The following is a 6,582-nucleotide window of genomic DNA, read 5'->3' on the forward strand; positions in this document are numbered from 1 at the left end:
GGACCGATTCCGGCCTCGCGGGCCCGTCGCCCCGGCGGGGCGAAATTTTATTGCCGTTCTCTCGCGAAGATGAATAGCACGGTTCAAATCAATTGCCGACAGGCCCTAGGACGGGCGACAGCTCACGCTTGCAAGAGTGACGAACTTCTATGGTGGAGTCTTCATGCTTCTCAAAACGCTGGAGGAAGAAACGATGCCTCGTTCACGATCTGCTGCCGCCGCCGTCTGTTTGACGTATCTGCTGTTCCTCCTGCTGGGGATCGGCGCTTCGGCCTCCTGGGCCAAGGACGTCATGCCCGTGGGCGAAAAGGCGGCCGTGGACGCCCAGGGCCACGACATCTACCAGACAGACGCCAACGGGATCAGGATCGGATACAAATTGATCGGTTCAGGCGAACCGCTGCTGCTGCTGACCGGGCTCGGTTGCACGATGGATCGCTGGACGCCGGAATTCATTGAAGAGGCGGCGAAAAAGCATCAATTGATCATCATGGACAACCGGGGGATGGGGTACACGACGGACGACGGTCAACCCTTCACCTACAGGCTTTTCGCCCAGGACGCCGTGAGCCTGCTGGATGCGCTCGGGGTCCGGCAAACGGATGTGCTGGGGTATTCCCAGTCCAGCGTGACCACGCAGAACCTGCTCCTCTCCTTTCCCGACCGGATCGGCAAGGCCGTCATCCACGCCACGTCGACCGACGGGCAAGCCGTGGCCGCTGCCCTCAAGCGCCTGCCCTTGCCGGACGATCCCACCATCAGGAAGCAGCTTCAGGCGGCCATGGGCTGGAAGACGCCTTTGGAGAAGATGAAGCTGATCAAGAATCAGGTCATGCTGCTGGTGGGAACGGCGGACACGGTCGTGGGCACGAAGGGCTCGAAAATCCTGGCCGGCCTGATCCCCGGCGCTTGGCTGGTGCAATTCAAGAACGGGACCCACCACTTGCAATTTGAAGCCCCAGCCGCCTTCACCCGGATCGTCCTGACCTTCCTGGCGATGGACGAGACGGTTCCAGCCAAGCGGCAGCCGTAGCGTCGGGGGGAGGGCAATCCCCCCGGCCGCAGGAGACCTCTTCCCCTTCTCCCGCCTGCCGCCCCTCTTCGTCCGTCCTTAGAATTCCGGCCCAAGGGTCCGCAGGGTGACGATGACCACGTGCGGGTCGCGTTCCTTGGCCCAGAGCTTCAGGGCCTCGTAGGTTTCGCCGTAGGGGTGACCGATGGCGATGGCCCGGCCGTGTTTGAGGGCGTATCGTTCGGCGGTCTTGAGTTGTCCGAGGATGGTGCGGGTATTGCGGACGTTGTCGAGGAAGACGGCGCGTCGGTAGAACGGCACGCCGGCCTTGCGCGCCGCTTCGGGAGCGGCGGAGGTGGCCGAGGTCACGGAGTCCATGAAGAAGAGGCCGCGGGCCTTGAGCACGGGCATAACCGCGGCCATGCCGGCGGCGTCGCCGGTGAAGGCCGAGCCCATGTGGTTGTTGATGCCGATGGCTTCGGGCAGGGCGTCGAGGTTTTCATTCAGCGTCGCCTGGACGCGCGCCGTGTCCATGTCGGTAAACAGCGCGCCCGGGCCGGGGTTGACCCTGGGGTAGGTGCCGGGCTGCATGGGCTGGTGCAGGATGACTTCGATGCCGCGCGCGGCGGCCTGGGTGGCCACGGAACGGGTGCGCGGCCGCTGGGGCAGGATGGCCAGGGTCACGGGGAACGGCAGATCCATGAGGTTGGCGGCCATGACCGGGTGGTCGCCGATGTCGTCGATGACCACGACCATGCGCGGCCCCTTGCCGACGTCATTGGGCACGGGATCGACCGGCCCGGACAGGCGCGGATCGCCGGCCTCGCCGTTGCCGTTGCCGTTGCCGGGGACGAGCTGGCCATGCGATTCCGAGGCCGGCGTGGCCGGCGGCGGCGCGGATTCCCGGCCGGCGAGGTGCTCCTCGAAGGGCAGGTCGACCTGCTTCGAAGGGCCCTCGGTCAGGCGCGGGGCCGCGCCGGCCGGCTTGGGCTTGGGCGCGACGGGCCGGCGGACCTCGGCGGTCTTGGCGGCGGCTCCGGCCTTGCTCCAGGGCAGGGAAGGAATCGGGCCGAAGACGACCACCGCCAGCACGGCCAGGCTGACCACCAGGGCCAGACCGGCGACGACCGCGACGAAGGGCCGGCCGGAGACGACGATGCGCCGCGTCTCCCCGCCCTTGGAGCGCGCCGAAGACTTGCCCGACCCCTTGGCGGGTTGCGTGGGGGCTGTCTTCGGCTTGCGCTTTTTAGGGGGTGTAGGTTTTGATGGGGAAATACTTCACCAATTCCAAGGCGAGCTTGAGCTGATTGTCCCGGGCGAGCTGATCGAGCAGCTTCTGCTTGGGATCGTCGGAGGGGTCGGAAGACTTCTTTTTCTTGTTTTCCAGGTGCCGGGTCAGATCGCGTTCCCGGAACTGGTGGTTGGCCGAGAGCTTGTCGCGGTCGGACTCGGTGTCCTGCATGGGCACCATGAAGTCGGGCTCGATGCCCTCGGCCTGGATGGAGCGGCCGTTGGGCGTGTAATAGAGGGCGGTGGTCAGCTTGATGCCCGAGCCGTCGGAGAGCGGGATGACGGTCTGGACCGAGCCCTTGCCGAAGGTCTTCTCGCCCACGAGCAGGGCCCGCTTGTGGTCCTTGAGCGCGCCGGCCACGATTTCCGAGGCCGAGGCCGAGCCGGCGTTGATGAGCACCACCAGGGGCACGGACACGTCGGAGCCGTCGCCCTTGGCGGAAAAGATTTTCTCCTGGTCGGCGTTCTTGCCCTTGATGGACACGATCTGGCCCGAGGGCAGGAACACGTCGGAGACGTTGACCGCCTGTTCGAGCAGGCCGCCGGGATTGTTGCGCAGGTCGAGGATCACGCCCTTGAGCGTCTTGCCGCCCTTGACGTAGTCGGTCAGGGCCTGCTTGAGCTCGGCGGTGGTGTTCTCGTTGAAGCGGGTCAGGCGCACGTAGAGGTAGCCGGGCTCCACTTCGTTGCTCTTCACGCTGATGATGGGGATGGTGTCGCGCACCACCTTGACCTTGAAGGGCTTCTGCTGGTCCTTGTGCACGAGCGTCAGGGACACGGGCTTGCCCTTGGGGCCGCGGATCTTCTGCACGGCGTCGACAAGGGTCATATCCTGGGTGGTCTCGCCCTCGATCTCGAGGATCACGTCGCCGGCCTTGATGCCGGCCTTGTCGGCCGGCGTGTCGTCGATGGGGGAAATGACCGTGAGCCGGCCGTTTTCCATGCTGATCTCGATGCCGATGCCGCCGAATTCCCCGGAAGTGCTGACCTGCATCTCCTTGAACTCGTCCTTGGACAGAAAGCTCGAATGGGGGTCGAGCTGCTGGAGCATGCCGACGATGGCCCCGTCGATGAGTTCGTTGCGGGTCACGGGCTTGACGTAATGGTTTTCCACCAGGTCCATGACCTGGCTGAAGCGCTTGAGCGGCGCGAAGCGGTCCTCGTCGTTCTTGGCGGCCAGGGCGACGGAGCCAAGAGCCAGAAAAATGATGAGGGAACAAGACACCTTGGTCAAACGACGCATACAGTCCTCCACGGAACGCCGGACGTCCGCCCCGCAGGCGGCGGCCGCGCTCCCGACTCTCGTCAAACGCCCTATCGCCTCTCGGCGAGCCACTCCGCCGGATTAAGAGCTTTTTCCCGAAAACGCAATTCGAAATAGACGCCCGGGGATTTGGTGACGCCGCAAAGCCCGGACGCGCCCAGCCGGTCGCCCCGGCGCACCAGGTCGCCCTCCCGGGCGTCGACCCGGCCCAGGCAGCCGTAGACCGTGTGCCGCCGGCCGCCGTGGTCCACGATGACGATGCGGCCAAGGCCGCGAAGCGCGCCGGAAAAGACCACCTCGCCCCCGGCCGAGGCCGTCACGGCCGAACCTTCCGGCACGGCGAGCACCAGTCCCTGGCGCGGCGGATTGGCCCCGGGCGCGAAGGACGCCGCCACCCGGCCGCCCGCCGGCCAGCCCAGGCCCTCCAGGGGCGCGGCGAAGGTGGTGGGCTCCTCGAGGGGCGGCACGCCCGCGTCGAAGGCCGGCAGGGCGGCCTCGGCCTTGGCGGCCGGGGCGGGACGTCCGGCCGGGCGTTCCCGTCCGGCTTCGCCGCCGGCCGCCTCGCCGGACGGCGCACCGTTGCGGCCGGCCTCGGCCTCGAGCAGTAGGCGCGCCCAGGCTTGCCGGCGGTCCGCCTCGGCCCAATCCGCGCCCGCGCCCGAAACGCCCACGGCGCGCGACACCAGGCTTTCCCACAGGGCGGCCAAAAGCGGCGTCAGGCGCGCCCGCTCGGCCTCGCGGCCGGCGGCGGCCGCCCTCCCCTCCCGGGGCTTGGCCGCCGGGGCGGCCGCCGGGCCCATGACGGCGAGGGCGGCAAGGGCGGCCGCGAGGCTCCACGCGACGGGCCGGCGCCTCACGGCAGAAATTCCCGTAGCGGGCAGGCGTCGCAGCGCGGGGCGCGGGGCCGGCACCAGGCGTTTCCCACGCGTACCAACTGGGCGTGCAGTTCATTGTAAAGGGCCGCGTCGGCCGGCAAGGCGTCCATGAAAAGCTCCCGCAGCTCCTCGTAGCCGGCCTCTTCCGGGACCAGGGCGTGGCGGGCGCAGATGCGCGCCGTGTAGGCGTCCACGACGAAGCTCGGAAAGCCCAGGCCGTAGAGCAGGATGCTGTCCGCCGTCTCCGGCCCCACTCCGCGCACGGCGAGCAGGCCCTCCCGGACCGCGGCCATGTCCCGGGAGGCCAGGGACGCGACGTCCCCATCGCACTCCCGGTCGAGCCATTCCAATAAATTGACCAGCCGCGCCGCCTTGACCCGGAAATGCCCGGCCGGGCGCAGCAGCTCTTCCAGGGTCGCCCGGGGCAGGTCGAGCAGCCCCCGGGCCGAGAACGCACCGCTGGCCCGCAGGTTGGCCACCGCCCGCGAAGCGCCCGCCCAGTTCGTGTTCTGCGCCAGCACCGCGCCCACGGCCATCTCGAAGGGCGAGTCCGCCGGCCACCAGCCGCTCGGCCCCAGGGCCTCGGCCATGGCTTCGTGCATTTGCAGGAAAAGTTCCCCTCGTTTCATGCCGCGCGCCGCGCCTCCCCGCTTGTTCCCCTCGCCCCGGACGGCCGGCGGCTTTGCAAAGGCCGATCCGTCGTGTAAGGCCATGCCGTCGGCAAAAACGACCCGTCGCCCGGAGGAAGCCATGTCCGCCGTGTTCGCCTACGTCACCGCAGCCTCGATCGACGAGGCCAAGCGCATCGGCCGCGCCCTGGTCGAGGAACGCCTGGCCGCCTGCGTCAACATCCTGCCCGGCATGCAATCCATATACCATTGGCAAGGCGCGGTGGAAACCGCCGAGGAAACCGTGCTCGTGGCCAAGACCCGGGCCGGACTGGCCGAGGCCCTGGCCGCCCGGGTCAAGGAACTCCATTCCTACGACGTGCCCTGCGTGGTGATCCTGCCCATAACCGGCGGCCACGCCGCCTTCCTGCGCTGGATCGAGGACGAAACCGCCTCCCGCGCCCCATCGAACCCCTAAAACGGAGACCCGCCCATGCGCATCCTCGTCACCGGCTCCCTGGCCTACGACCGCATCATGAGCTTCCCCGGCAGCTTCGCCGATCACATCCTGCCGGAAAAAATACACATCCTCAACGTCTGCTTCCTGGTGGAAGGTCTCGAGGAGAAATTCGGCGGCACGGCCGGCAACATCGCCTATTGCCTGAAGCTCCTGGGCGAGGACCCGACCATCGTGGCCTCGGCCGGCAAGGACTTCGCCGCCTACGAAGCGTGGCTTCGCCACTGCGGCCTCTCCCTCAAGGGCATCCGCCGCATCGGCGGCGAATTCACCGCCGGAGCCTACATCACCACCGACCGTTCCGACAACCAGATCACCGGCTTCAACCCCGGAGCCATGAAGCACAGCGCCGCATACCCCGTGGACGAGGCCGACCCGGCCGACACCATCGCCATCGTCGCGCCCGGCAACCTGCAGGACATGCAGGACCACGTCCGCAGCTACAAGGCCAAGGGCGTGCCGGTCATCGTGGACCCCGGCCAGAACATTCCGGCCCTTTCCGGCGCGGAGCTCACCGAGATGCTCACCGGCGCGACCTACCTCATTTCCAACGACTACGAACTGCAACTCATCGAGAACGCCACCAGGCTCAGCCTGGCCGAGATCACCGCCCGGGCCGGCACGGTCATCACCACCCTCGGCGAGAAGGGCTGCATCGTGCGCCAGGGCGCGGCCGAAACCGCCGTGGCCCCCTGCCCCGTGGCCGAGGTCCAGGACCCCACCGGCGCGGGCGACGCCTTCAGGGCCGGCTTCATCAAGGGCCTCATCATGGGCAAGGCCCCGGCCGAGGCGGCCAAGCTCGGCTCCGTGTCCGCCGCCTACGCCGTGGAAAAGCACGGCACCCAGGAGCACCACTTCACCTGGCCCGAATTCGCCGCCCGCTACACTGCGGTGTTCGGTACGCTTTAAGAGCCTCCGACGGCCGGGGGGGATGATCCCCCCCGGACCCCCTCGATGGTGGGGCTGGAATCGGGCGGCAGGGTGCGCCGCAAAGCCGTCGCCCCCTGCCGCCCGAT

At 68.1% G+C, this 6,582-nt stretch carries 7 protein-coding genes; 3 read left to right on the top strand and 4 right to left on the bottom strand.

Translation table 11 applies throughout. The features are described 5' to 3' along the window. The first annotated feature begins 163 nt into the window (after nucleotides 1-163). Nucleotides 164-1,033, top strand: coding sequence for an alpha/beta hydrolase (locus Q1K70_RS06350; RefSeq protein ID WP_300157015.1), 870 nt, complete (start codon nucleotides 164-166; stop codon nucleotides 1,031-1,033). Nucleotides 1,034-1,111: 78 nt separating this feature from the next. On the opposite strand, the gene Q1K70_RS06355 is transcribed toward Q1K70_RS06350, so the two are convergent. The 4 genes from Q1K70_RS06355 to Q1K70_RS06370 form a co-directional block, all read right to left on the bottom strand. Further along, nucleotides 1,112-2,119, bottom strand: a complete 1,008-nt coding sequence (locus Q1K70_RS06355; RefSeq protein ID WP_300157017.1) for a divergent polysaccharide deacetylase family protein — start codon at nucleotides 2,117-2,119, stop codon at nucleotides 1,112-1,114. Nucleotides 2,120-2,258: 139 nt separating this feature from the next. Beyond that, entirely contained in the window at nucleotides 2,259-3,545 is a 1,287-nt protein-coding gene (locus Q1K70_RS06360) for a S41 family peptidase (RefSeq protein ID WP_300157019.1), read from the bottom strand. A gap of 71 nt (nucleotides 3,546-3,616) precedes the next feature. Then, nucleotides 3,617-4,423 carry a peptidoglycan DD-metalloendopeptidase family protein gene (locus tag Q1K70_RS06365; protein ID WP_300157021.1) on the bottom strand — a complete coding sequence of 269 codons (807 nt, stop codon included), beginning with the start codon at nucleotides 4,421-4,423 and terminating at the stop codon, nucleotides 3,617-3,619. Then, nucleotides 4,420-5,070, bottom strand: a complete 651-nt coding sequence (locus Q1K70_RS06370) for an endonuclease III domain-containing protein (protein WP_300157023.1) — start codon at nucleotides 5,068-5,070, stop codon at nucleotides 4,420-4,422. Before Q1K70_RS06370 ends, Q1K70_RS06365 begins: the two co-directional genes overlap by 4 nt. Before the next feature lie 121 nt (nucleotides 5,071-5,191). Between Q1K70_RS06370 and cutA the strand changes: the two genes are divergently transcribed. Together cutA and Q1K70_RS06380 are read left to right on the top strand one after the other, a co-directional pair. After that, a complete protein-coding gene (gene cutA, locus Q1K70_RS06375; protein WP_300157025.1) occupies nucleotides 5,192-5,527 on the top strand; it encodes a divalent-cation tolerance protein CutA in 336 nt (111 codons plus the stop codon). A gap of 15 nt (nucleotides 5,528-5,542) precedes the next feature. After that, the gene (locus Q1K70_RS06380; RefSeq protein ID WP_300157027.1) at nucleotides 5,543-6,475 is read left to right on the top strand and encodes a carbohydrate kinase family protein; all 933 of its coding nucleotides are present in this window, start codon (nucleotides 5,543-5,545) and stop codon (nucleotides 6,473-6,475) included. Nucleotides 6,476-6,582 lie beyond the last annotated feature (107 nt).

It is taken from the genome of Solidesulfovibrio sp. (assembly GCF_029978005.1).
In the GTDB taxonomy this organism is placed as follows: domain Bacteria; phylum Desulfobacterota; class Desulfovibrionia; order Desulfovibrionales; family Desulfovibrionaceae; genus Solidesulfovibrio.

What these genes read in the sequence shown, in the direction of transcription:
- Q1K70_RS06350 (WP_300157015.1), top strand. Translation starts at nt 164, where the DNA reads ATGCTTCTCAAAACGCTGGAGGAAGAAACGATGCCTCGTTCACGATCT.
- cutA (WP_300157025.1), top strand. Translation starts at nt 5,192, where the DNA reads ATGTCCGCCGTGTTCGCCTACGTCACCGCAGCCTCGATCGACGAGGCC.
- Q1K70_RS06370 (WP_300157023.1), bottom strand. Translation starts at nt 5,070, where the DNA reads ATGAAACGAGGGGAACTTTTCCTGCAAATGCACGAAGCCATGGCCGAG.
- Q1K70_RS06380 (WP_300157027.1), top strand. Translation starts at nt 5,543, where the DNA reads ATGCGCATCCTCGTCACCGGCTCCCTGGCCTACGACCGCATCATGAGC.
- Q1K70_RS06360 (WP_300157019.1), bottom strand. Translation starts at nt 3,545, where the DNA reads ATGCGTCGTTTGACCAAGGTGTCTTGTTCCCTCATCATTTTTCTGGCT.